This window comes from Streptomyces sp. NPDC014894 (assembly GCF_043080985.1).
Classification (GTDB): Bacteria; Actinomycetota; Actinomycetes; order Streptomycetales; family Streptomycetaceae; genus Streptomyces.
In genome coordinates, this window is record NZ_JBIBWD010000022.1 from 24,949 (window position 1) to 48,890 (window position 23,942).

At 74.3% G+C, this 23,942-nt stretch carries 18 protein-coding genes; 10 read left to right on the plus strand and 8 right to left on the minus strand.

What is annotated here, in order from left to right; translation table 11 throughout:
- The first annotated feature begins 30 nt into the window (after nt 1-30).
- Nucleotides 31-1,350 carry a TerD family protein gene (locus tag ACF089_RS33700; protein ID WP_392035272.1) on the plus strand — a complete coding sequence of 440 codons (1,320 nt, stop codon included), beginning with the start codon at nt 31-33 and terminating at the stop codon, nt 1,348-1,350.
- Nucleotides 1,351-1,369: 19 nt separating this feature from the next.
- Here the strand turns inward: ACF089_RS33700 and ACF089_RS33705 are convergent, their stop codons facing one another.
- Nucleotides 1,370-2,632 (minus strand): glycosyltransferase, encoded by a 1,263-nt coding sequence (locus ACF089_RS33705; RefSeq protein WP_392035275.1) that lies wholly within the window; start codon nt 2,630-2,632, stop codon nt 1,370-1,372.
- Between ACF089_RS33705 and ACF089_RS33710 the strand changes: the two genes are divergently transcribed.
- The 4 genes from ACF089_RS33710 (at nt 2,631) to ACF089_RS33725 (ending at nt 6,626) form a co-directional block, all read left to right on the plus strand.
- Nucleotides 2,631-3,464 carry a glutamate racemase gene (locus ACF089_RS33710; protein WP_392035278.1) on the plus strand — a complete coding sequence of 278 codons (834 nt, stop codon included), beginning with the start codon at nt 2,631-2,633 and terminating at the stop codon, nt 3,462-3,464. The two genes, ACF089_RS33705 and ACF089_RS33710, sit on opposite strands and share 2 nt — an antisense overlap.
- 93 nt (nt 3,465-3,557) lie before the next feature.
- Nucleotides 3,558-4,121: a hypothetical protein gene (locus ACF089_RS33715; protein WP_392035280.1), complete on the plus strand. Its 564-nt coding sequence runs from the start codon at nt 3,558-3,560 to the stop codon at nt 4,119-4,121.
- Nucleotides 4,122-4,348: 227 nt separating this feature from the next.
- Nucleotides 4,349-6,010 (plus strand): apolipoprotein N-acyltransferase, encoded by a 1,662-nt coding sequence (lnt, locus tag ACF089_RS33720; protein ID WP_392035283.1) that lies wholly within the window; start codon nt 4,349-4,351, stop codon nt 6,008-6,010.
- Nucleotides 6,011-6,128: 118 nt separating this feature from the next.
- Nucleotides 6,129-6,626: an NUDIX domain-containing protein gene (locus tag ACF089_RS33725; RefSeq protein WP_392035286.1), complete on the plus strand. Its 498-nt coding sequence runs from the start codon at nt 6,129-6,131 to the stop codon at nt 6,624-6,626.
- Nucleotides 6,627-6,733: 107 nt separating this feature from the next.
- Here the strand turns inward: ACF089_RS33725 and ACF089_RS33730 are convergent, their stop codons facing one another.
- Genes ACF089_RS33730 through ACF089_RS33740 form a run of 3 tightly spaced genes read right to left on the minus strand, consistent with a single transcriptional unit; the run spans nt 6,734 to nt 10,362 of the window.
- Nucleotides 6,734-9,061 (minus strand): FtsX-like permease family protein, encoded by a 2,328-nt coding sequence (locus ACF089_RS33730; protein ID WP_392035289.1) that lies wholly within the window; start codon nt 9,059-9,061, stop codon nt 6,734-6,736.
- A gap of 3 nt (nt 9,062-9,064) precedes the next feature.
- Nucleotides 9,065-9,847 carry an ABC transporter ATP-binding protein gene (locus ACF089_RS33735; RefSeq protein WP_392035292.1) on the minus strand — a complete coding sequence of 261 codons (783 nt, stop codon included), beginning with the start codon at nt 9,845-9,847 and terminating at the stop codon, nt 9,065-9,067.
- Entirely contained in the window at nt 9,844-10,362 is a 519-nt protein-coding gene (locus ACF089_RS33740; protein WP_392035294.1) for a PadR family transcriptional regulator, read from the minus strand. The genes ACF089_RS33735 and ACF089_RS33740 overlap by 4 nt, the downstream gene beginning before the upstream one ends.
- Before the next feature lie 195 nt (nt 10,363-10,557).
- Between ACF089_RS33740 and ACF089_RS33745 the strand changes: the two genes are divergently transcribed.
- The 3 genes from ACF089_RS33745 to ACF089_RS33755 all read left to right on the plus strand — a co-directional run bounded on the left by ACF089_RS33745 (nt 10,558) and on the right by ACF089_RS33755 (nt 14,582).
- Nucleotides 10,558-11,838 (plus strand): ABC transporter substrate-binding protein, encoded by a 1,281-nt coding sequence (locus ACF089_RS33745; RefSeq protein WP_392035297.1) that lies wholly within the window; start codon nt 10,558-10,560, stop codon nt 11,836-11,838.
- Between the two features lie 216 nt (nt 11,839-12,054).
- Nucleotides 12,055-13,815 (plus strand): alpha-amylase family glycosyl hydrolase, encoded by a 1,761-nt coding sequence (locus tag ACF089_RS33750; RefSeq protein WP_392035300.1) that lies wholly within the window; start codon nt 12,055-12,057, stop codon nt 13,813-13,815.
- Nucleotides 13,797-14,582 carry a hypothetical protein gene (locus ACF089_RS33755; protein ID WP_392035303.1) on the plus strand — a complete coding sequence of 262 codons (786 nt, stop codon included), beginning with the start codon at nt 13,797-13,799 and terminating at the stop codon, nt 14,580-14,582. Before ACF089_RS33750 ends, ACF089_RS33755 begins: the two co-directional genes overlap by 19 nt.
- Nucleotides 14,583-14,628: 46 nt before the next feature.
- Here the strand turns inward: ACF089_RS33755 and ACF089_RS33760 are convergent, their stop codons facing one another.
- Both ACF089_RS33760 and ACF089_RS33765 read right to left on the minus strand, forming a co-directional pair.
- Nucleotides 14,629-14,838: a hypothetical protein gene (locus ACF089_RS33760; RefSeq protein ID WP_392035306.1), complete on the minus strand. Its 210-nt coding sequence runs from the start codon at nt 14,836-14,838 to the stop codon at nt 14,629-14,631.
- 140 nt (nt 14,839-14,978) lie between these two features.
- Nucleotides 14,979-18,086 carry a tetratricopeptide repeat protein gene (locus tag ACF089_RS33765; RefSeq protein WP_392035309.1) on the minus strand — a complete coding sequence of 1,036 codons (3,108 nt, stop codon included), beginning with the start codon at nt 18,084-18,086 and terminating at the stop codon, nt 14,979-14,981.
- Nucleotides 18,087-18,719: 633 nt separating this feature from the next.
- Between ACF089_RS33765 and ACF089_RS33770 the strand changes: the two genes are divergently transcribed.
- Nucleotides 18,720-20,852, plus strand: a complete 2,133-nt coding sequence (locus ACF089_RS33770) for a tetratricopeptide repeat protein (protein ID WP_392035312.1) — start codon at nt 18,720-18,722, stop codon at nt 20,850-20,852.
- On the opposite strand, the gene ACF089_RS33775 is transcribed toward ACF089_RS33770, so the two are convergent.
- Nucleotides 20,825-21,337, minus strand: a complete 513-nt coding sequence (locus ACF089_RS33775; RefSeq protein ID WP_392035315.1) for a hypothetical protein — start codon at nt 21,335-21,337, stop codon at nt 20,825-20,827. The genes ACF089_RS33770 and ACF089_RS33775 overlap by 28 nt on opposite strands.
- Nucleotides 21,334-22,560, minus strand: coding sequence for a hypothetical protein (locus ACF089_RS33780; protein ID WP_392035318.1), 1,227 nt, complete (start codon nt 22,558-22,560; stop codon nt 21,334-21,336). The genes ACF089_RS33775 and ACF089_RS33780 overlap by 4 nt, the downstream gene beginning before the upstream one ends.
- A gap of 201 nt (nt 22,561-22,761) precedes the next feature.
- On the opposite strand from ACF089_RS33780, the gene ACF089_RS33785 reads away from it, so the two are divergent.
- Nucleotides 22,762-23,529 carry a Clp protease N-terminal domain-containing protein gene (locus tag ACF089_RS33785; protein WP_392035321.1) on the plus strand — a complete coding sequence of 256 codons (768 nt, stop codon included), beginning with the start codon at nt 22,762-22,764 and terminating at the stop codon, nt 23,527-23,529.
- The last annotated feature ends 413 nt before the right edge of the window (nt 23,530-23,942 follow it).

Here is a 23,942-nt window from a genome sequence, read left to right on the forward strand (position 1 = left end):
CGGGCGCCCCGCAGCGTGACAGGAGCCAACATGTCCATGTCCAAGGGAGCCAATACCCCGGTGACGGCCCGCCAGGTCCGGCTGGAGCTGGGCTGGCGCTCCGCGCCCTCCGCGCCCGCCGTCGCGGCGGCCGCGCTCCTCCTCGGCGCGGGTACGGAGAAGGTCCGCTCGGACGCCGACTCCGTCTCCCGCGCCCGGCCCGCGCACGCCTCCGGCGCGGTCCGCCACGAGGGGGCGGGCGCCTCCCCGGACGGCGCGAGCGAGACCGTCGCGGTCGATCTGGACGCCGTCGAGGCCGACGTGGAGAAGGTCGTGCTCACCGCCACGGCCGACGGCGGCAGCTTCGGCGCGCTCTCCGGACTCCACCTCCGGCTGGTCGACGCCGCCTCCGGCGCGGAGCTGGCCCGGTACGACAGCGAGGACGCCACCGTCGAGACGGCCCTGGTCCTCGGCGAGCTGTACCGCCGTCAGGGGGCGTGGAAGTTCCGGGCCGTGGGACAGGGATACAGCTCGGGCCCCGACGGTCTTGCGACGGACTTCGGCGTCAGCCCCGCCGCCCTGCGCGGCCCCGCGCCCGCCGCCGCCCCGGCCGCGCCCGCCGCGCCGCCCGTCGCCCCCTCGGCCCCCGCCCCCGTCACGCCTCCGGCGCAGGCCCCCGCCGACGCGGCCCCCGCGCCCGTCACCCCCGTACGCCTCACCAAAGTCACCCTCACCAAGGAGGCCCCCTCCGTCTCCCTCACCAAGCAGGGCGGCACCTCCGGGGCGCTGCACGTCAACCTCAGCTGGCAGATGCGCTCGCAGCCCAAGAAGGAGGGACAGCCCAAGAAGGAGGGCTGGGGGGCGAAGCTCACCCGCGCCCTGACCGCGCCCGGCGGCGCGCTCGACCTCGATCTGTGCGCCCTCTTCGAACTCACCGACGGCCGCAAGGGAGTCGTCCAGGCCCTCGGCAACGCCTTCGGCGCGCTCGACCGGCCCCCCTACATCCATCTCGACGGGGACGACCGCACCGGCGGCACCGCCGGCGAGAACCTGACCGTCAATCTGGACCACCGCCAAAGCCTCCGCCGCGTCCTCATCTTCGTCACCGTCTACGAGGGCGCGCGCAGCTTCGCCGACCTCGACGCCACCGTCACCCTCCGCCCCCAGCACGGCGCGCCCATCGACTTCTCGCTCGGCGAGTCCACCGAGCCCTCGACCGTCTGCGCCCTCGCGCTGATCACCAACACCGGCTCGGACCTCGTGGTGCAGCGGGAGGCCCGCTTCCTCGTCCCGGAGCGCGGAGTGAGCCCGCAGCGCACCGTGGACCGCGCCTACGGCTGGGGCATGGACTGGACGCCCGGCCGCAAGTGACCTCCCGGCAGCCCGCCGGTCAGGCTTCGGGCGCGGCCCGGGGGCGCGCGTACACGCGCCCCTTCCAGGCCGCGCCCCGGCCCCGGTGGTGCTGGACCGCGGAGTCGACCGTCATCAGCAGATAGAGCAGCGCGGTGAACGGCAGCGTCACCGCCAGCGCCGCCGGCTGCCGGTAGTGGCGCAGCATCGGCAGATAGCTCGCCGCCATCACCGCCCAGGCCAGCCCGCCCGCCCCGGCCGCGACGGGGTCCCGGCCGAGCGCCCCGGCGGCCAGGGCGACCGGCGGCGCGAGATAGACCAGCGCCAGCCCGGCGACCGTCCCGGCCAGCAGTACGGGGCTGTGCAGCAGCTGGGCGTACGCGCTGCGGGAGACCATCCGCCACAGATCCGCGAGCCGCGGATACGGCCGTACGCTCGTCACGCCCTCGGCGAGGCCGAGCCAGATCCGCCCGCCGGAGCGCTGGACCGCGCGGGCCAGGGCGACATCGTCGATCACCGACTGCCGGATCGACGCCGGCACGTCGGCGCGCCCGGCCGCCGAGGTGCGCAGCAGCACACAGCCGCCCGCCGCGGCCGCCGTCCGCGCCGTGGGCCGGTTCACCCGGCGGAACGGATAGAGCTGGCCGAAGAAGTAGACGAACGCGGGCACCACCAGCCGCTCCCAGCCGCTCGCGATCCGCAGCCGCGCCATCTGCGACACCAGGTCCAGACCGTTCGTCCGGGCCGCCGCGACCAGGGCGCGCAGACTGTCCGGGGCGTGGGCGATGTCGGCGTCGGTCAGCAGCAGATACTCGGGCCCGCCTCCGTCCTCGTCCCCGCGCCCGTTGTCGCGCTCGCCTCCGTCCTCGTCCCCGCGCCCGTTGTCGCCTCCGCCCCCGTCCCCGTGTCCGCGCTCCCGCGCCAGCGCGATGCCGTGCCGCAGCGCCCACAGCTTCCCGGTCCAGCCCGGCTCCGGCTCGCCGGGAACGACCACGCGCAGCGGCAGCCCGCCGTGCCGGTCCGCCAGCGCGCGGGCCGTCGCCGCCGTGCCGTCCGAGCTGCCGTCGTCCACCAGGATGATCTCCGCCCGCCCCGGATAGTCCTGCGCGAGCAGCGACGGCAGCGCGGCGGGGAGCACGGCGGCCTCGTCCCGGGCCGGTACGACGACCGCGACATCCGGCCAGGTCTCCGGCTCCTCACGAGGCGGCAGCCGCTGGTCCGTTCGCCAGAAGAAGCCCGTGCCCAGCAAGAGCCAGACCCATGCGGCCAGCGAAGCGAGGGCGGTCCACGCGAGGGCGCTCATGCGCCGCAGTCTGCCCCACCGAAGCGTCCGTATCGCCCCTGTCGACTATGGTGACCGGGTGAAGATCGCGCTCATGGACTCCGGAATCGGACTGCTCGCGGCGGCCGCCGCGGTACGGGGGCTGCGCCCCGACGCGGATCTCGTGCTGTCGTCGGCCCCCGACGGCATGCCCTGGGGGCCGCGCACCCCGGCCGATGTGACCGAGCGCGCGCTCGCCGTCGCCGAGGCCGCCGCCGCGCACCGGCCCGACGCGCTGATCGTCGCCTGCAACACCGCCTCCGTCCACGCGCTGCCCGCGCTCCGCGCCGCGCTGGAGCCCGCCGTACCGGTCATCGGCACCGTCCCGGCGATCAAGCCCGCGGCGACGTGCGGCGGACCCATCGCCATCTGGGCGACCCCGGCGACCACCGGCAGCCCGTATCAGCGCGGCCTCATCGGCGAGTTCGCCGACGGGGTCACCGTGACCGAGGTGCCCTGCCCCGGGCTCGCGGACGCCGTGGAGCAGGCGGACCACGCCGCGATCGACCGGGCGGTGGCCGCCGCGGCCGCGCGAACGCCCGCCGATGTCAGGGCCGTCGTCCTGGGCTGCACCCATTACGAACTGGTCGCCGACCGCATCCGCGCCGCGGTCGGGGCCTCCGTGGCGCTGCTGGGCTCGGCGGGACCGGTCGCCGCGCAGGCGCTGCGCCGGATCGGGGCCGCGCCCGCTCCGGACGCCCCCGCGAGCGGCTCCCTCACCGTGCTGCTCAACGGCCGGGAGGCCCCGCTCCCCGAGCGGGCGACCGGCTATGCCGAGGGCCGGCTGCTCCAGGCGGTGCCCTCCGTCCGCTGACCGGGCACCGGGGCATGTGATCCCTTTCGTCCGTTATGTGATCCTGCCGACAGAGTCCATGCCGACCTGCCGGAAGCTGGGTACTCTGCAGACATGAGGGACCACTCCCACGACCCGCTCCTCCCCGCGGAGCCCGCGCCCGCGGTGTGGACCGGACGCGCGACCAACCGGATGCAGTGGCTGCTCGCCATCGCGGGCGTCGCCTTCATCACGCTCGGTATCGAGCTGGCCGTGAACACCTCCTGGACCTCGGGCATCGCCGCACTGCTGATGTCCGTCATCGGCTGTGTCGCCGTGGGGCTGCTGATGCTCTACGGGACTCTCGCCTTCGTCCATGTCGCCGTCCGGGTGGACAGCGACGCCGTCGAGATCCGCTGCGGCCACATGGGTCTGCCGCGCCGGAGGATCCCGCTCTCCCACGTGGTGGCGGCGGAGTTCGCGCCGAGCGTCACTCCGCGTCAGTGGGGCGGCTGGGGATACCGCTGGCTGCCCGAGAAGGGCACGGCGATAGTCGTACGCCGGGGCGAAGGTCTGATCGTCACCCTCGGTGACGGCAGAACGTTCACGGTCACCGTCGACGACGCCGAGGCCGCCGTCCGCGCCATCCGCGACCTCCTCCGTCCCCCGACCGCCGCGGGCACTCCGGCGGAGGCCTGAGCCCGCGCCCCCGCCCGTCTTCGCGCGTGCGCCCCTCGCCCCGACCGGGGACGGGGGCGCACGGATGACCGTCCGGATCAGCGGTGCGTCCGTCCTGACGGGAGCGCGGGCCCGAGGCCCGGACCGCGACCACCCGAATGCAGTAATGAGCCCCCGGCCCGGACCGGCGCCCCGGACCCCGTACCGCCCGCACGGGGCGGCCGGCCCCTCACCGTAGACTCCGGCAGGTGAGCGCCACCATCACCGCCGTCGATGCCCCCCAGCCCGCCTCCGCCGCGAGCACCTCGCCGCCGCGGCGGCTCATCCGGCCCGGGGCCGCCGCCCTCAGCGGGGTGCTGCTCTTCCTGAGCTTCCCGCCCCGGCCCCTGTGGTGGCTGGCGGTCCCCGCCTTCGCCCTGCTCGCCGCGACCCTGTACGGACGGCGGCCGCGCGCCGCCTTCGGCCTCGGCTACCTCGCGGGCCTCGGCTTCCTGCTGCCGCTGCTCAGCTGGACCGGCGAGGACGTCGGCCCGGTCCCCTGGATCGCGCTGGCCGCCGTGGAGGCGCTCTTCATCGCCTTCAGCGCGCTGGGCATCGCCGTCGTCACCCGCCTCCCGCTCTGGCCGCTGTTCGCCGCGGCCGTCTGGATCCTCGGCGAGGGCGCCCGCGCCCGCTTCCCCTTCGGCGGCTTCCCCTGGGGCAAGGTCGCCTTCGGCCAGGCGGACGGCTTCTTCCTGCCGCTCGCCGCCCTCGGCGGCACCCCCGTGCTCGGCTTCGCCGTCGTCCTGTGCGGATTCGGCCTGTACGAGACCGTCCGGCGCGTCCTCGCCCACCGGCGCACCGGCGTGCTCCCGCGCGGTCCGCTCGCCGTCGCGCTGCTCAGCCTGCTCGTCCCGGTCACCGCCTCCGTCGCCGCCCTCCCGCTGGTGGACGACTCCGCCGAGGACGGCACCGCGACCGTCGCCGCGGTCCAGGGCAATGTGCCGAGGCTGGGACTCGACTTCAACGCCCAGCGGCGCGCGGTCCTCGACAACCACGCGAACCGCACCGAACAGCTCGCCGAGGACGTGAAGGCGGGCCGGGTCGCCCGCCCCGACTTCGTCCTGTGGCCGGAGAACTCCTCGGACCTCGACCCCTACCGCAACCCGGACGCCCGGGACGTGATCGACAGGGCCGTCAAGGCCGTCGGCGTCCCCACCGTCGTCGGCGCGGTGCTCACCCCCGAGACCGGCAAGCTCCGCAACACCCTCATCGAGTGGGACCCGGAGCGCGGGCCCGTCGACACCTACGACAAGCGCCATGTGCAGCCGTTCGGCGAGTACATCCCGATGCGCTCCTTCGTCCGGCTGTTCAGCTCGGACGTGGACCGGGTGCGCCGTGACTTCGGGCCCGGCGACAAGGTCGGCGTCTTCGATCTGGCCGGCACCAGGGTCGGTCTCGTCACCTGCTACGAGGCCGCCTTCGACGACATGGCCCGGGACACGGTCGACGGCGGCGCGCAGCTGATCTCCGTACCCAGCAACAACGCGACCTTCGGCCGCAGCGAGATGACCTATCAGCAGCTGGCGATGTCGCAGGTGCGGGCGGTCGAGCACGGCCGGTCCGTCGTGGTCCCCGTCACCAGCGGGGTGAGCGCCGTGATCATGCCGGACGGCGAGGTGGTCCAGAAGACCCGGATGTTCACCCCGGACGCGCTGGTCGCCGAGGTGCCGCTGCGCTCCTCGCTCACCCCCGCGACCCGGCTGGGCGTCGCGCCCGAGATCGTGCTGATGGCCGTGGCGGCGGGCGGACTCGGCTGGGTCGCCGTCGGCTCGGCCCAGGCGTGGCGGCGCGCGCGGTCCGCGTCCGGAGGCGGCGGGGAGACCCGCACCGAGGACGTCCGGGAGGGCCGGGACGGCCGGACCGCGTGACCTGCCGGCCGGCCGGACCAAGTGACCCGCCCGCGTGACCGGTCCAGTCCCTCGCCGTCGGCCCGGACCGGTCGGGCCGTCAATTCCAGGCCGGTAATGATCGGTTAGGGTCGAAGCCATGGCGACTCCTGACTTCATCCGCGCGATCCGGGCCACCGCCGGCCATCAGTTGCTCCTTCTCCCCGGAGTCAGCGCGGTGGTCTTCAACGACCGGGGCCAGGTGCTCCTGGACCGCCGTGCCGACAGCGGCGAGTGGTCGATCATCGGCGGCATCGCCGAACCGGGCGAGGAGCCCGCCACCACCGCCGTGCGCGAGGTGTACGAGGAGACCGCGGTGCGCTGTGTCGCGGAGCGGGTGGTGCTGGTCCAGGGGCTGGCCAAGCCGGTGACGTATCCCAACGGCGACCAGTGCCAGTACATGGACATCGCCTTCCGCTGCCGTGCGACCGGCGGGGAGGCCCGGGTGAACGACGACGAGTCGCTGGAGGTGGGCTGGTTCGACCTGGACGCGCTGCCGGAGCTGCACGAGTTCGCCCGCTTCCGGATCGAGCAGTCGCTCGCCGAGGGCCCGGCCTGGTTCCAGCCCGCCCCGGCCGCCCTTCTCCCGCCCGAGTAACGCCCCGGTCGCGCCGGCCCCGATTCCCGGCCCCCGGCCCCCGGCTCCGATTGCCGGCCCCGGCGCGACCGGGGCGGACCGCCCCGCCCCGGCAGGGCGAGTCCGCGTCACCCCGCCGCGACGGCCGGATCCGGCGTACGGCGCCGTTCCGCCCGCAGCGCGGGCACCGAGGCCAGCGCGATCGCGGCGGCCACCAGCCCGGCCCCGGTCAGCAGCAGCAGGGCGGTGGGCGGCGGCAGCGCCATCCCCGCGCCGACGCCGCTCGCCCCGCCCTCCAGATCGATGAGCGGGCGCGCGGCCAGCAGCCCGGCCGCCGTCCCGGTCACGGCCGCGGCCCCCGCCGTGACCGCGCAGTGCGCCACGATCGTCCCCGCCAGCTGCCCCGGGGTCAGCCCGACGGCCCGCAGCGCGGGCAGCTCCCGCGCGTGGTGCCAGACGGCCGAGCCGACCGAGGACGCCAGCTCGGCCACGGCGATCAGCGCCAGCACTCCGATCAGCCCGGCGAGGACGCCGCCGACCAGCGGGGCGGAGGGGACCGGCGGCGGCGCGCGCCGCACCTCGCCGCCGGGCAGCGCCTTGGAGAGCGCGCTCGCGAGGGCGTCGGGATCGGCCCCGGGCCGGGGCAGTACGGCGTACGCCTGCGGCCCCCGGGCGGTGCCGTTCTCCCGCAGGGTGTCCAGCGTGGTGGTCACGACCACGCCGCCGTGCTCGGGCTCGATGGAGCGGCCCACGATGTGCAGGATGTGCGGCGTCCCGCCGACGGTCAGCCGGACCCACTGCCCCACCTCGGTCCGGGTCGCGTCCAGCATCCCCTGCCCGGCGACCGCCTCGTGGGAGGCGGACGGCGTTCTGCCCTCCACGGCCGCGAAGGGGTACGGACGGTTCGCGGTGCCGCGTCCGCGCAGGGTGACCGAGCGGGTCTGACCGGGGATGAGCGCGGTGACCTCCGCGGCCGGATACACCGTCCGCACCCCGTCGGTCCGGCCCAGCCGGTCCACCGCCGAGGTGCTGAGACCGCCCTCCTGGCGGACGGTCAGCGGGGCCGATGGACCCGCCCGGCCGCCGTCGCCGCCGTTCAGGGCGTCCAGTGTGGTGACGGCGGAGAGCGCGACGGTGATCAGCCCCACCGGCACCGCGAGCCGGACCACCCCGGCGGCGAACCGGACCCTGCGGTGGACCGCCCCGCGCCAGCCCAGCACCAGCTGCGGCGGAACGCCCCGGCGCAGCGCGGCCCGCGCCGCCCGCGACATCCGGCGCGGCGCCGGACGCGCCGCGCGCACCGCCGGGCTCGGGGAGACCCGGGCGGCCCGCCAGGCCGCCAGCGCGGTGGCCGCGGCGATCACCAGCACGGTCGCGGCGCCGGTTCTGACCGGGCCGCCGCCCGCGCCCGGCAGCGCCGCGCTGTAGACCACGGCCTCCCCGACCGGCCCGGGGACCAGCGGCCCCAGGGTCCGCACCGCGAGCGAGCCGGCCACCGCACCGGCCAGCGCCAGCGCCGTGTGCTGGCCGAAGAACATCACCGCGATCTGCGCCGGGGTCATCCCGATCGCCTTGAGCGCCGAGATGTCCCGGAGCTGGCCCAGCACCCGGCTGCCCACCCCGCCCGTGACGGCGACGGCCGCCGCGAGCAGCGCGCCGAGGCCGAAGACCCGCAGCAGCCGGCCCGCCGGCTGATGGTCGTCGGCGAAGGAGGCGCGCGCCTCCAGCCAGGTGGAGACCTGGACGACATGCTCGGGGCCGACGGCCGCGACCGCCTGCTGGACGACGAAGCCGGTGTCCGCCGGGTCGTCCAGCCGCAGTCCCGCGGTCCGCCCGGGCCGGGAGCCCGCCGACTGACGGTCCACCGTGCCGGGCGACGCCCAGGCGATGCCGGGCCGTTCGCCCGCGTCGTACCCCGCCTCGGCGGTGGCGACGATGCCCGCCACCCGCAGCGAACCCTTCCGTACGCCGCCGCCCGCCCCGCTCTCCCGTACGGTCAGCCGGTCGCCCGGCCGCGCCCACAGCGCCTCGGCGGTCGCGCGGTCGAGCAGCACCTCGCCCTCGGCGCCGCTGAGCCGGGCGCCGCTCACGAGCCGCGCGTCACGCACCCCGTCGGGGCCGGTGGCCCGCAGACTCACCGCGGCGGATCCCGCGCCCGTGCCCGCCGAGCCCTCGACCGCCACCGTGAGCGAGGCGGTGGCGTACGGCCCCGACACCCGCTGGACGCCGTCCAGCCGCGCCAGCCGCCGGGTGTCGGCGTCGTCGCTCAGCCGCAGCCAGATGTGATGGCCCCGGGTCTCGGTGAACAGCTGCTGCCAGGGGCTCGCGGCGAACTGGAGCAGCGCCGCCGACAGCAGGAGCGCGGCGGTGACCCCGGCGGTCGCGAGGGTGAGCGTGGCCGCCTGCCCCCGGTGGGTGCGGAGATCGGCGAGGGCCCAGCGGAGAATCGCGCGCACGGATCACTCCGCGAGCTCGACGAGACCGGCGGTGGCCTCGTGAGCGTCGCCGTCGCCGTCGGACATCCGGGTGTCGTCGATGATCCGGCCGTCGCTGAAGCTGATCACCCGTTCCGCCGCGCTGGCGACCCGGGCGTCATGGGTGACCAGCACGATGGTCTGCCCCTGCCGGTGCAGCCGCCGCAGCAGCCGGACGACCTCCCGGGTCCCCTTGCTGTCCAGACTGCCGGTGGGCTCGTCGGCGAGAAGCAGATCCGGCCGGTTGACCAGCGCGCGGGCGAGCGCGACCCGCTGCTGCTCACCGCCGGAGAGATCGCCCGGCAGACTGTCCCGCCGCCCCTCCAGGGAGAGTTCGGCCAGCAGCTCGCGCACCGCCTCCCGGCTCTCCCGGGCCCCGCGCCCGGCGAGCAGCGCGGGCATCTCGATGTTGTCGGCCACGGTCAGCGTCGAGACCAGATTGAAGAACTGGAACACGATCCCGATCCGCCGGCGCCGCAGCGCCGCCCAGCGCGCCTCGCCCAGCCCGTCGACGCGCCGGCCGTCGAGCACGATCGTCCCGCTGTCGGGGCGTTCGAGACCGGCCAGCAGATGCAGCAGGGTGGACTTGCCCGCCCCCGACGTTCCGGTCACGGCGGTGAACTCGCCGCGCGCCACCTCCAGATCCACGCCGTGCACCGTGCGCACCCGTCCGCCGTCGGTCGTACGGCTCTTGGTCAGTCCGGTGACGGACAGCAGCGGGACGGCGGACGGCCCGACGGGGAGCGGTACTGCGGCGGCGGTGCTCATTCCAGCTCCTCCTGGCACCGTTCCAGCCAGTCGAGATCGGCCTGAAGATGCAGGGTGGCCCCCTCTATCAGCAGGCTCGCGATCCGATTGGCCCGGCTCTCGGGCTCGGTCTGCGCGTTCTCGATCCGGGAGAGCGCCCGCATCAGATTGAGATAGTGGCGGCGCTGTTTGTTGATCAGGGCGATCTGGTCGGGCCGGCCCGTACGGTGCGCCAGCGCGAGCTTCATGAAGAAGTCGTCCCGCACCCGCGGGGCTTCGGACGGGGTCTCGTACCAGGCGTCCACCGCTTCCCGTCCCGCGTCCGTGATCTCGTAGATGCGCTTGTCCGGCCGATCGGCCTGACTGACGTGTCTGCCCTCGATGAGCCCCGACTGTTCGAGCCGGCCCAGCGTGACGTAGATCTGGCCGATGTTCGGCTGAGGGTACGCGGCTCCCAGGAGTTTCTCCAGATCCTGTCTCAGCTCGTAGCCATGGGCGGGACCGCCGGCGAGCAGCGCCAGCAGATGAAGACGCACGGTGCCGGGTTCCCTCCTGGGACGAATGGGCTGCCGAGTCACCGGCGACTCGGCACTTCGGAGCGGTGAATCCGGGCCGGGGGGAGCCGGATCGGTCCGCGAGCGTCCATGATGCCTGGTACGCATTGCATATGATGTGCCGGAGGGTGTCCGGGCGGCCCGCTCGCCCCGCCGGCCGGGAGAGGGCGGCGGATGATGCGCGGGACGACGCGTACGACGGGCCGGACCGTGCTCGTCTGCGCCGTGCTGCTGGGGGCGCTGGTCGCGCCGTCGGCCCAGCGGGGCCCCGACCCGGCGGACGGCGACCGGCGGGGGCCGCTGACCCTGGCGACCGGCCGCGATCTCACCGGCTATCTCCGCGCCGTGCTCGACGGCTGGAACCGCGAACACCCCGCCGAACGCGTCCGGCTGGTCGAACTCCCCGAGGCCGCCGACGAGGTGCACGCCCAGATGCAGGACAGCCTGCGCGCGGGCAGCGACCGCTTCGACGTCCTCAACATCGATGTGGCCTGGACCGCCGAGTTCGCCGGCCGGGGCTGGATCTCGCCCGTCGACCCGCGCGGGCTGCCGCTGGGACAGCTGCTGCCGTCCGTCGTCGAGACCGCCACCTACGACGGCAGGCTCTACGCCGTCCCCTATGTGACCAACGCCGGGCTGCTCTTCTACCGCAAGGACCTCCTGGCCCGGGCGGGGGAGCGGCCCCCGCGCACCTGGGACGAGCTGGCCCGGCTCGCCGCGAAGCTGTCCCGCGCGTACGGCATGGACGGCTACGCGGGCCAGTTCCTGCCGTACGAGGGGCTCACGGTCAATGTGACCGAGGCGATCCAGTCCGCGGGCGGCTCCCTGGTGTCCGAGGACGGCCGACGGGTGACGGTGAACTCCCCCGAGGCGCTGGAGGGTCTGTCCTTCCTCGTCCGGGGCGTCCGGGAGGGATGGATCCCCCGCAAGGCCCTCGGATACAAGGAGGAGAACTCCCGGCTGGCCTTCCAGGACGGCGAACTCCTCTTCCTCCGCAACTGGCCCTATGTGCATACGATGGCCTCGCAGCCGGGCTCGTCCGTCGCCGGAAAGTTCGCCGCGGCGCCCCTGCCCGGCCCCGGCGGACCCGGCACCGGCGTCCTCGGCGGATCCAATCTCGCGGTCAACTCCCACAGCGAACACCCCGATTCCGCCGCCGATCTCATGGCCTACCTCCTCAGCGAGCCGGTGCAGCGCCGGGTCCTCACCGAGGGCGCGCTGCCCCCGGTCTGGGCCTCGCTGTACGAGGATCCGGCGCTGATCCGGCGCTTCCCCCATCTGCCGGCGCTCGCGGAGAGCGTGAGCACCGCGCGGGTGCGCACCAAGCATGTGGAGTACGAGCAGATGAACCTCGCCGTCGCCGCCGTCGCCCACAGCGCGCTCGCCGGACGCGTCACCCCCGCCGAGGCCCTGGCCCGTCTGGAGCGGGAGCTGCGCGCCGTCGTGTCCGGGAGCTGAAGCCTCCAATCCACGGGGCCCTACCCGCTTGTTGAGTACCACACGGCCCCGACCGCTCGTCCATGACCGCTCCCCCTCTGGTCTCTCCTCGCCCACGTCTGCTCAACCATGCGGCAACTCCCGTTGATTCAACGCGATTTCGGCCGCATGGCTTGACGGCGCTCACTCGCCACTACATAACATGAATGTACGGCTGCTCGTGAAGGAGGGGGACGGATGTTCCTGACACAGAGGGCTGATTCGGGCGATCCGCGCGGCGTCCTGCCGCGGCTGGGGGACCGGCCCGCGCACGGCGCGAGGACATGGTGGCGCGATGCGGTGATCTATCAGATCTATGTCCGCAGCTTCCTCGACAGCACCGGGGACGGCATCGGCGACCTCGCCGGCGTCCGGGCCGGACTGCCCTATGTGAGCAGCCTCGGCGTCGACGGCGTCTGGCTGACCCCGTTCTATCCCTCGCCCCAGCACGACCACGGCTACGACGTCGCCGACTACCGGGCCGTCGACCCGGTCTACGGCGACCTGGAGGAGTTCGGACGGCTGATCGCCGACGCGCGCGCCCTGGGACTCAAGGTCGTCATCGACATCGTGCCCAACCACTGCTCCAGCGAGCACCCCTGGTTCCGGGAGGCGCTCGCCGCCGGACCCGGCAGCGCCGCCCGCGCCCGCTTCCACTTCGCGGACGGCCGAGGCCCGGGCGGCGCGCTGCCGCCCAACAACTGGCGCGCCATGTTCGGCGGCCCGGCCTGGACCCGGGTCCGGGAGCCCGACGGCGGCCCGGGCCAGTGGTACATGCACCTCTTCAGCCCGGAGCAGCCCGATCTCAACTGGCGCGACCCCAGGGTCGGCGCGTACTTCGACACGGTGCTCCGCTTCTGGCTCGACCAAGGCGTGGACGGCTTCCGCGTCGATGTGGCGGCGGGCCTCTTCCACCACCCCGAACTGCCCGACTCCGACGATCCGGCCGCCGACGAACGGACCCGCGACTCCGTCAATCCGCTGGCCTGGAACCAGCCCGAGGTGCACGAGGTCTGGCGGCGGTGGCGGGCGGTCTGCGAGTCCTACACCGCGCGCGACGGCGTCGACCGGCTGCTCGTCGGCGAGGTCTCCGTGCCCACCGCCGCCGACCAGGCCGCCTATGTCCGCCCCGACGAGCTGCACCAGGCGTTCTTCTTCCATCTGCTGAGCGCGCGGTGGAACGCGGACGACTTCCGCCGGGTGATCACCGAGGCGCTGCGGGACATCGCGGGCACCGGATCCACCACCACCTGGGTGCTCAACAACCACGACCAGGTGCGGACCGTCACCCGATATGCGGGGGAGGGCTGCACGACGGGCGCCTCCCGGGCCCGCGCCGCCGCCCTGCTGATGCTGGCCCTGCCCGGAGCCGCCTACATCTACCAGGGCGAGGAACTGGGCCTGCCCGAGGTCGAGTTGCCCGACGAGGCGCTGACCGACCCGATCTTCCGCAGGACCGGCAGCCGCCAGTACGTACGCGACGGCTGCCGGGTCCCGCTGCCCTGGTCCGGCCACACCTCCCCGTTCGGCTTCACCGGCCCGGACGGCTCCGCGCCGCCCTGGCTTCCGCAGCCCGGCTGGTTCGCCGAGCACACCACCGACCGCGCGCTCGGCGACCCCGGGTCGTTCTGGCACCTCTACCGCACCGCGCTGACCCTGCGCCGGGGCTTCGCCGGGGCCGATCTTCCGGACCCGGCGCCGCCGCGCTGGCTCGAAGCCCCGCCCGGCGTGCTCGCGTTCGCCCGCGCCGACGGCCTGGTGTGCGCCGTGAACTTCGGCAACCGGCCCGTACCCGCCCCCGTCGCGGACGTCCCGCTGCTCACCAGCGGGCCGTGCGACCCCGGGGTGCTCGCCGCGAACACGGCGGCCTGGTGGGGGCCCGGCGGGCCGCCCGGCGAACCGTGCTCCACCGGGGCGGGGTTCCTTCCAGGAAAGGGATCATGCGGACCGTCGGCATGAGCGCCCCCGCCCCCCGCCGCCCCGGCCGCCCCCGCGACGGAGCGCCCCGGGTGGTCATCGTCTCCCTCGACCCGGCCGCGGGCCTCCTCTGGGCCGAGCGGCTGCGCAAGGCGTGCCCGGTCCGCTTCGTCGTACGCCCCTGGGGCGATCAGCTCGGTTACGAATACCTCCGCCGGGCCCGCGGGGCGCTGGCCCTCCTGGACAGCCCGGAGCCCGAGCCGGTCGGCGAACTCGTCCAGCGCGTACGGTCGTTACGCCTGCTCGCGCCGGTGACCGTCGCGGTGGGGCACCGCACGGACCCGGAGGCGCTGCTCGCCGCCGGCGCGATCAACGTACTGAACCGGGACACGACGGCGTCGGCGCTCACGGCCCGGATCACCGCCGATCTGCGCTGGCTGCGCCGGGGGGCCGGTCCGGAGCCGCAGGGGCCGGCCCGGGGCTGCGAAGGACCGTCCGGCCCGGGCGCGCTCGCGCGTCCGGAGCGGCCGAGCCCCTCGCACCGGAGTCAGTCCCTGCTGCTGGAGATACTGCTGAGCGCGAAGTCCCCGCTCTGCTGCCACGACGCGCGCTATCTGCTGGGATCCCCGCACCGGCCGATGACCCTGCCCGCGCTGCGGGCCCGGATCCAGCGGCTGGGCCCGCATCTCGCCCGGCACGGTCTGGCCTGTCGCCGTACGGTCCGCTGGGGCGCGGACACCTTTACGCTGCACCCCGCCGAGGAGCCGGCGCGGGCGCGGAACGCGGAAGCCCGGTCGCTGCCGGCCTGAGGGCGGCGGGGCGACCGGGCTTCTGTGACCGGGCTTCCTCGGAGGGTCAGATGAATATGTAGCGGTGTGTGCCGGACTTGGCCGCGCCCGGAGTTTTGGCCGCGATCGTGACCGAGGACTCGACCGCTGTCACGCCGAACGATTCGAATGCGGCCGCGCTCGCGGGCGCGGCGGTGAGGCACAGCCCCAGGGCGACGAGAAGTGGTACTGACGGCGTGAAGAATGTGCGTCGCACAGGGACGTTCCCTTCGGGCATTCCAGTGATCGTACAGGGGAACGGTAGCCCACCAGTTCGATGCCTGAGGAATCGGGTGACGCCGAGAGGGAGTTCAGTCTGTCACTTTGGAATAGACCATTGAGTCCACCATGACAGATGAGACTTCAACCGTACAACGCTCAGCTTTGCCCGGTCCCGTGCCCGCGTTCGGATTTCATGGCGAGCAGGACCTCGGCGAGCGCGCTGCGGGCCTTGATGGCCTCGTCGACGTCGTCGGTCTGCGAGGCGAGGGCGACCGCGGCCCGCAGACTGCTGACCGCGGCGTCAGCGCGGCCGAGCGCGAACTCCGCCCGGCCCAGGCGGCGGAGCGCCTGAATCTCCTGGTGGGCCGCCCCGATCGAGCGGGCGATGGAGAGCGCCTCCAGGAGGTGTGCGACCGCCTCCGCGCCGGCTCCGGAGTTCCGGTGGACCTCGCCGATGCCGATGAGTGTGTCGGCCATGCTCTTCTGGTCGCCCAAGGAACGGAACTCGTGCAGCGTCTCCTGATAAAGCGGGAGAGCCGCCGCCCAATCACCGGTGTCGGTCAGGGTGTCCGCGAGATTCCCGCGCACGGTGGCGCGGTCCCAGCGATTTCCGGCGGTCTCCATGATGAGAAGCGACTCTTCGAAGCAGCGGAGCGCGGAATCCTTCTCATGGGTGCGGCGGAAAAGCGTTCCCATATTGCTCAGGGTCTTGGCGACGGAAAGAGTGTCGAAAGCGTCCCGGAAACCCTGCAATGCCTTGCGATAGTGTTCGAGCGCCCTTTCGTGTTCGCCGAGGAACGGCAGCACGATCGCCAGATTGTTATGACCTCGCGCTTTGTCCCACATATCGCCGATGACCGCCTTGATGGCGAAGGACTTCTGGAGCAGAACGAGCGCCGCCCGGTTCTCCCCGAGGTGCAGATTGAGCATCCCCAGCGTCCGCAGCGCCTCGGCCTCCGCCTCCGTGTCCCCCGTCCTGCGGGCGATCGCGAGCCCCCGCTCGCCGTTGGCCATCGCCTCGGGGTAGCGGCCCACGTTCGCCTGGACGGCCCCCAGCAGGATCAGGGCGTGGCAGAGCCGCGGCTCGTCGCCGGTCGAGGCCCAGTGGTCCGCGGCGCGCCGCAGCACGGATTCGGCGTCCTGCCAGTGGCACTCGGAATCGAGTAATCCGGCGACGGCATAGGCGAGTTGTGCCGCGGCTTCCCGATGGGCGCCGGAGTGCGCATGGCGTTCGGCGGCCAGGATGTTGGCCCGTTCGGCGGTCAGCCAGGCTTTTGCCTCGTCCGGACCGCTCCAGCGGTTCGCCGCGACGTCCGGGCCGGATGAGGATCGCACCCGGAGGCGGCGCGGATATGTGAGATGATCAGCGCCCCGAGCTGTCCGGAGATAGTAATCCGTGAGCCGTCCCAGTGCGCTGGACCGCTCCTCCTCGGGATCTTCGGAGATGGCCAGTGCATGCGCGTATTCCTGGATCAGATCATGCGCCCGATAACGGTCCTGGGCCGTTTCCCGCAGTAAGTGGAAGGCGCACAGCGCTTCCAGTAATCGTTCCGTTTCGCCCGGCGGCAACCCCAGGAGCGCGGCTGCCGCATCGGCCGAGAAGTCCTGTCCCGGGTGCAGTCCGAGCCGGCGGAAGGCCCGGCGCTGGGCCTCGGTGAGAGTCCGGTACGAAAGATCGAACGCCCGGGTCATCTCATGGTCGGTGTCCCGAATCTCCGCCAGCCGGCCCGGGGTGCGGGCCAGCCGCTCGCCGAGGGTCGCCAGCGTCCAGGACGTACGGACCCGGAAGCGGTGGGCGATGAGTTCGATGGCCAGCGGGAGGAAGCCGCAGAGTCTGACAATGCGGGCAGTCTCCGTCAGGTCGCCCGTGCGTTCCTCCCCCGCGAAGCTCCGGAAGAGCGTCACGGCGTCGTCCTCCGGCAGCACGTCGAGGGGCAGCGCCAGCGCGCCCGGCACCCCGCTCAGCTGGCGCCTGCTGGTGATGATGGTGAGCGACGGCGAATCGCCGGTCAGCAGCGGGCGGATCTGATCGGCCCCGGCCGCGTCGTCCAGCACGATCACCGCCCGGCGCTCCGCCAGCATCGTCCGCCACAGCGCGCTGCGCGCCTCCGGCTCCAGCGGGATGTGCGCGGCGGGCGCGCCGAGCAGCCGCAGCAGCGTCGCCAGCGCCGCCCCCGGGGTCAGCGGCTCCTGGGTGGGGGAGTGGGCCCGCAGATTCACATGGAGCTGTCCGTCGGGGAAGCGCCGGGCGAGCTGCCGGGCGGTGTGGACCGCCAGCGCGGACTTGCCCGCGCCCGCCATTCCGGATATCGCCACGACGGAGACGACCGGACCCTCTCCCTCGATCGCCGCGCTCAACTTCCGCGACTCCTCGCGCCGGCCCACCAGCGGCGGCTGGTGGGGGAGACCGCGCGGCGGAAGGGCGGCCTCCGGTGCGGCGGGCGCGGCGGGGAGCCCGGAGCGGCGCGGAGGCGGTTCGTCCGCCGAGACCGGGGCGGAGGCCCTGCGCACCAGATCGGCGGGATCCACCCGCTCCAGCACGCCCCGGTGGATCCGGTTCAGCTCCGCTCCCGGCAGCGCGCCGTAATCCGCCCTGAGCAGCTCCCGGGCCCGCTGATGGACCCTCAGCGCCTCGGTGAATCTGCCGCTGCCGTAGTACGCCAGCATCAGCTGGCCCAACAGGGCCTCGTCCCCGGGCCGCCGCTCGACCAGCGCGGACAGCTCGCCGACCGTCTCGGCGAAATGCCCCAGGCGCAGCCGGGCGGAGATCCGCGCGGCGGTCGCGTCGTCCCGCTTCTCGGCCAGGGTCCGGCGTACGGTCCGGGCCCACTCGCCGGGGAGTCCGGCGAGCGCCTCGCCCCGCCACAGCTCCTCGGCGCGGGCCAGCGCGGCGGCCCGCAGGTCGTCGCCCTCGGGCGGCGAGGAGTCCACCAGCCGCCGGAAGCGGTGCCAGTCGACGACGGCCGGGTCGGTCTCCAGGACGTACGTGTGGGACCGGCTGGTGATCCGGGGCGCGTCCGGGGCCGCGGCGCAGGCGAGACGCAGCCGCCGGCGGAGCCGGGAGACGTAGGAGTGGACGCTCTCCCGGGCCTGCCGGGGCGGTTCGTCGTCCCAGAGCCGGGCCATGAGGGTGTCGATGGGCACGGGCCGTCCCGCGTCCAGCGCGAGCGCGGCCAGTAGGACGCGCTCCTTGTCCGACCCCAGCTCCAGCCGTCCGTGCTGCCCGCCCGGGCTCTCGCTCACCCCGTCGACCTGGAGTCCCACTGGCCCCAGGAGAAGGATTTCCACCAGCGCCCCCCGCTGGTTCGTCCTGATTCATCCGGATGTTCACGCTCAAGTTTTGTGAGCATGGCATAGAGCGGTAAGGGTCGCCAGACGCCGTTCCAGACTGGCTGAATTACGCTCAGCACATCGTTTGGGGGCGGGCGGGGTAGGACCGGGGTGACCCGGCTGGGGGGCAGCCGGCGGTGAGGGGGCGTGTGGATGGCGGCGCGAGACTCGGACGGGGACCGGACCGGCCCGGACACGCCGCACGCCCGGCCCGTCCCGGACCCGGCTCCGACCCGTGAGACGCCGTCCGCTCCGGACCCGGCCTCCGCTCGGGACCGCGCGCCGGCCCCGGACCGCTCACCGGCCCCGGACCGCTCACCGACCCCGGACCGCTCACCGGCCCCGGACCCGGCTCCGGTTCCGCCCCCGGCTCCGGTCGCGCCGCCCGCCCCTGAAGCGGAGTCCGACGAGGACTCCCGCGAGGAGCGCGGCGTACCGGCCGCCGGACCGCCGGCCCGCGCGGATCCGCGGCGGGCCCCCGCCCCGGTCCCACACCACGAGCAGGGCCGGGGCCCGGGGCCTGCTCCTGGCCCGGGAGACGGGACGGCCCCGGCGGCGGTCCCGGACGTGATCCCGGGCACGGCCTCGGAGGCCGCCTCGGAGGCGGCCTCGGGCACGGCCAACTCCATCGCCGGGGCGGCCCACATCCACGGCCCCGCCATCCAGGCGCGGGAGATCCACGGCGGCATCCATGTGCACACCGCCGCCGCCCGCGCCCCCGTGCCGCGCCAGCTCCCGCCCGTACCCCCGCACATCGTCAGCCGGGACGCCGACCTCGCGGCCCTGGACGGGCTGCGGGCCGCCGGGCAGCCCCTGATCGTGGTCAACGGTCCGGCCGGGGTCGGCAAGACCACCCTCGTCGCACGGTGGTTGAGGACCCTCGCCGAGGAGTTCCCCGACGGGCAGCTCTACGCCGATCTGCGCGGGCACTCCTCGGCGGACGGCGCGGAGCGGGCCACGCAGGGCGAGGTGCTCGGCCAGTTCCTGCGGGCCCTGGGCGCGGGGGCGATCCCCGCGGACCCGGGGGAGCAGGCCGCGCTGTGGCGCTCCGCCACCGCGGGCCGCCGGATCGCGGTGCTGCTGGACAACGCCTTCACCGCCGCCCAGATCCGACCGCTCCTCCCCGGCGGCCCGGACGCCCTCGTGGCCGTGACCAGCCGCCGGATGCTCTCCGGACTCCGGATGGACGGCGCGGACTTCCACCGTCTCGAAGCCCTCGGCACCGCCGACGCCGTCGAACTCCTCCGGCGCGGCATCGGTGCGGACCGGGTCGCGCGCGAACCCGCCGCCGCCCACCGGATCGCGACGCTCTGCGCCGGACTGCCGCTCGCCGTCTGTCTGGCCGCCGCCCGCCTCGCAGCCCGGCCCCGGCAGCCGGTCCAGGCGCTGGCCGACGCCCTCACCCCCGACGCAGCCCGGCTGACCGCACTCGAAGTGGAGGGAGAGGCGACCGTGGCCAAGGCCCTGGACGCGTCCTACGCCGTGCTGAGCGAGGAGGCCGCGCGGCTCTACCGGACGCTCGGCGCGCTCCCTCTGCGCGCCTTCGGCTCCCGTGCTGCGGCGGCCGCCTGCGCCGAGACCCTGCCCTGGGCGGAACGCGGCCTCGACGAGCTGGTCGAGGCCAATCTGGTGGAGGACATCGGCCCGGACCGCTGCCGCTTCCACGACCTTGTACGGGTGCACGCCGAGGCCCGCGCCCTCGCCGACGACGGCGAACAGACCCGCGAGGACGCGCTGCGCCGGGTGTGCGAGTGGTATCTGGAGACGGCGACGGCGGCCCAGATACGGCTCACCCCGGCCCAGTTCGTCCTGGAGCGGACCCCGCTCCACCCGTCCCCGGGACTGCCCCTGCCCTTCACCGACGACCTGGGCGCGCTCGGCTGGCTGGACGAGGAGAGGCCGCGTCTGATGTCCGCCGTCCGGGCCGCCGCCGACCGGGGCTGGCTCGCGATCTGCTGGCAGCTGGTCGACGCCATGTGGCCGTTGTTCCTGCGGCTGCGGCACTACGGTCTGTGGATCGAGGCCCATGAGATCGGGGTGGCTGCGGCGCGCGGCGACGGCAACGCCCGGGCCGAGCGGCAGATGCTCAACTCCGGGGCCATCGGCCTCAGCGCGGCGGGCCGGCTCGACACCGCCGTGGAGTGGTACGAGGCGTCCCGGCGCGCGGCGCGGGACGCGGGCGACGAACGGGACGAGGGTCAGGCGCTGCTCGGCCTCGGCGCGTGTCACCGCGAGGCCGGGCGCATGGACCGGGCCCGGCCGTATCTGGAACGGGCCATCGCCGTGTGGGAGAAGTGCGGCTATCCGCGAGGGGCCGCGCTCGCCCGGATCGTCCTCGGCGAGATCGCGCTCACCGAGGACGATCCGGAACGGGCGGCCGCGTTCTTCGGGCGGGCCCGCGCGACGATGGTGGCCGTGAGCGCCCCGCACGACGAGGCCCGCGCCCTGGCCTTCCTGGGCCGGGCCCGGTCCCGCGCGGGCGAGCGCGCCTCGGGCACGGCCCAACTGGAGCAGGCGCTCTCGGTGTTCACCGCCTCGGGGGCCGTCCACTGGCAGGCCCGCACCCTGGAGATGCTCGGCGAGAGCGCCCTCGACGGCGGTGACGAGTCGGCCGCGCGGGAGTACCGGGCCCGCGCGCTGGCCCGGTACGAGACCACCAGTCCCGCCGACGCTCAGCGGCTGCGGGAGACCGCCGGCTGAGATCGCGGGACCAGTTCGCCTAGCCCGTGCCCCGCCGCCAGCCAGGCGTGCAGACACGACGGCAGCAGCGAACGGTCCGGAGCCGCCGCGCAGGGGACGAGGAAGGCCCCCGGCACGGCCCCGCCCGCCGCCGCCCAGCCGCCGCCCGTCAGCGGCAGCGCGGCCAGCCGGCAGCCCGGATGCCCGGCGAGGATCCGCGCCAGCAGCGGCAGCGCCTCATGGGCCGGGCGCGGGCGGCTCCCGTGCAGGACGTCCGCGCACTCCAGGGTCCACCGGTCCCGGCACCGGTCGGCGTCCACCGCCAGATGCTCGTCCACGGCGAAGACCCCGCCGGACGGCGGCCCCTCCCGGCCGCCGTCCGGCACCGCGACCGCGTACCGCCAGGACTCCCCGAAGGCCCGGGCGTCGAGGACGTAACCCGGCCCCGGCGGGCCCGGGGAGCGCGGGCCCACCAGGCTCAGACCGACCGTGACCAGCCGTCTCATGCCGACGCCCCCCAACGGCCCGGGGCCCATGAGTCCAGCGACGGCGGCCGGGGCAGCGGCACGGTCACCGGCTCGTGGGCGGGCTGCCCCAGGCCCAGCACCTGGTACATCAGCCGCCGCATGTTCCGGTTGAAGCGACCCGGCTCCGAGGTGATGCGCGCGCTGATCTCCGCGTACTCCTCCGCCCGGTACTCCCGCGCCGCGTAGGCCAGTTGATCGGGGAGCGGGTGAACGGCGGAGAGCGCGGGGGCCGTCACCGCGAGCGCGGCGGCGGGGGAGTCGGGATTGATCTCCTGCTCCGGGGAGGCCGCCAGCAGGAGCGGCGCGCCCGTGAGCGTCCCGTACAGGGTGACCGAACCGTGGTCGCCGATGATCCAGTCCGCCGCGATCAGCACACTGCGCCAGTCCGCCTCCGGCGGTACGAGGACGGCTCCCCGCTCGCTGCACCGCGCCAGCCACGCCCGCACCTGCCAGGCCCCGTGGCCCGACCACACATTGGGATGGACGAGCACCGCCGTACGGAACTCCTCGCCCGGCAACTCCCGTACCAGGCGCGGCAGCAGCGTCTCGAACCGGCCGAACGACGACCGGGGGCCCCAGGTGGACGCGGCCACCACGAGCTTCTGGCCGTCCGCGACGCCGAGCGCCTCGCGGTACGCGGCACGCAGCGGCAGGCTGGCCGCGATCCGATCGTGCACCGGGTCGCCGACCACCCGCACCAGGGGGAGGGCCTCCGGGCAGTTGCGGCCCAGCTCGGCCACTTCGGCGTGGTGCGGGACGACGACGGCGGCGGGCAGCCGCCCGCCGGGGGCGAGATCCTGCCGGCGCAGGCCCGCCACCCCCGCGCCGATCGTTCCGGTGATCCGTTTCAGATAGCCGGCCCCGTGCGGGACGGTGATCAGCGGCGCCCGCAGCCGCTCCACTCCGCGCGGGCCCGCCGCCAGCGCGAGATCGAAGGTCATCCGCACGGCCTCCTCCCAGGGCACCACGGCGCTGCCGAGGCGGGCCAGGAAGCGCGGCACCTCGTCGCCGAAGGCGTGCGGCGGCGCGGAGAAGACCACCTGGAGCCGGAAGTCGGCCTCCAGCAGAGCGAGTAGGTCGAGCAGTCGTTTGGTGTAGGTGACGGTGTGCACCACGGCCAGGACTCGCTTGCTCCCGACCAGCGTCAGCCACTGCCGTCCATCGGCGGGCTGCGGTGCCTCGGTCGTGCTCAACGCCGACATGGCGTTCCCCCGTTGTCTCCCCTGTGGGCTCGTCGGAGTTCCTGATGGCAGGGGCATGCCCGGCGGTTCGGACGGAAGGCTTGACCCGCCCTTGCGGAAACCTTGCAGAGCTCGGAGGCGGGGTTTTCCGCGCCCGGTCCACTTCCCGCCCTCTGTCAACCCACGGTTGACACTCCAGGGGTGTCAACCTATGGTTGACGCATGGAGAATCCGGTGCAGATGACCAATCCGATCCGCCTCGACGATCTGATCGAGGCCATCAAGAAGGCCCACTCCGGCGCTCTCGACCAGCTCTCCGGAGCGGTGGTGGCGGCCGATCACCTCGGCGAGGTGGCGGACCATGTGATCGGCCACTTCGTCGATCAGGCGCGGCGCTCGGGCGCGTCCTGGACGGACATCGGCAAGAGCATGGGCGTCACCCGGCAGGCCGCCCAGAAGCGCTTCGTGTCGAAGGACGGCGGGGAGGCCCAGGACCTCGACCCGAGCCAGGGCTTCAGCCGCTTCACCCCCCGCGCCAAGAATGTGATCGTGGCCGCCAACAACGAGGCCCACGCCGCGCGCAATGAGCGGATCACCCCCGTCCATCTCACGCTCGGCCTGCTGACCGAGCGCGAGGCGCTCGCGGCCCGCGCGATCGTCGCGCAGGGCGTCCTGCTGGACTCCGTCCGCCAGGCGGCCACCGCCGCGCTGCCCCCGGCGGCCGGCGAGCCGCCGGAGCTGATTCCGTACGACGCGGGCGCCCGCAAGGCGCTGGAGCTGACCTACCGTCAGGCGCTGCGGCTGGGGCACAACTACATCGGCACCGAGCACCTTCTGCTCGCCCTGCTGGAACAGGAGGACGGCGCGGGAGTGCTCACCGACGCCGGTGTCGACAAGTCGGCCGCCGATGCGTACATCGAGGAGGCCGTGGCCGCGCTGGCCGCCGCTCTTGCCGCGCAGCTGAAGGGCGACGCGCCCGAGGCCGGCTGAACGGCCCTTCGTCGGCGGACGATTATGGCGGCCCCGGTCCAGGGGTAGACCGAGGCCGCCGAGGGGCAGTCCGCAGGGTCGGAGCTGCCCGGGGCGGAGCACCGTGGAGGGTGACGCGAGGAGGAGAGGCGTCCTTCCCCGGACTCCGGTCTATCCGGCCCGCGAGGGCCTGCCGCCCGCCGGCGGCACGGGCGGACCCGGCCGCTCGTCGCGGCCGCTGCCGCGTAAGGCGGCGGGGCGGAGGGGTGAGTGCATGGTCGCGCGCTGCCGACTTTCCTGGAGGCGTGAGCCGGCCGGGGGTCCGGGGAATCCGGCGGTACCAGAGCAGTAAATATATATACCGTCGAGTACGCAAGGGTATGAAAAATTTCATGCATTCCCGGCCCCTTGTCCGGGCCTGGTGACGGGCCTTC